The sequence below is a fragment of the Paraburkholderia sp. SIMBA_054 genome (genome assembly GCF_046534875.1).
Lineage (GTDB): Bacteria > Pseudomonadota > Gammaproteobacteria > Burkholderiales > Burkholderiaceae > Paraburkholderia > Paraburkholderia hospita.
Genome location: NZ_JAWRXV010001168.1, coordinates 1 through 256 on the forward strand (window position 1 = coordinate 1; position 256 = coordinate 256).

General features: G+C 71.5%; 1 pseudogene. It reads left to right on the forward strand.

The features are described 5' to 3' along the window. A pseudogene (locus tag SB822_RS58820) lies at positions 1 to 256 on the forward strand (sodium:proton antiporter); the annotation flags it as partial.

The window sequence follows — 256 nt, forward strand, 5'->3', positions numbered from 1 at the left end:
CGCTGACGATCTCGGTCAGCCTGGCGCAGATCGGCGAATTCTCCTTCATCCTCGCAGGGCTCGGCGTGGGCCTGGCGATCCTGCCGGAGACCGGCCGCGACCTGATCCTGGCCGGCTCGCTGCTGTCGATCATCGCCAATCCGTTCCTGTTCTCCTGGCTGGACCGCTGGCAGGCCAGGCAGGCGCAGGACGCGCCCGCGCCGGTCGAGGTCGAACTGCCCCCCGGCCCGCCGCTGCCGGCCGAGGGCCATGCCAT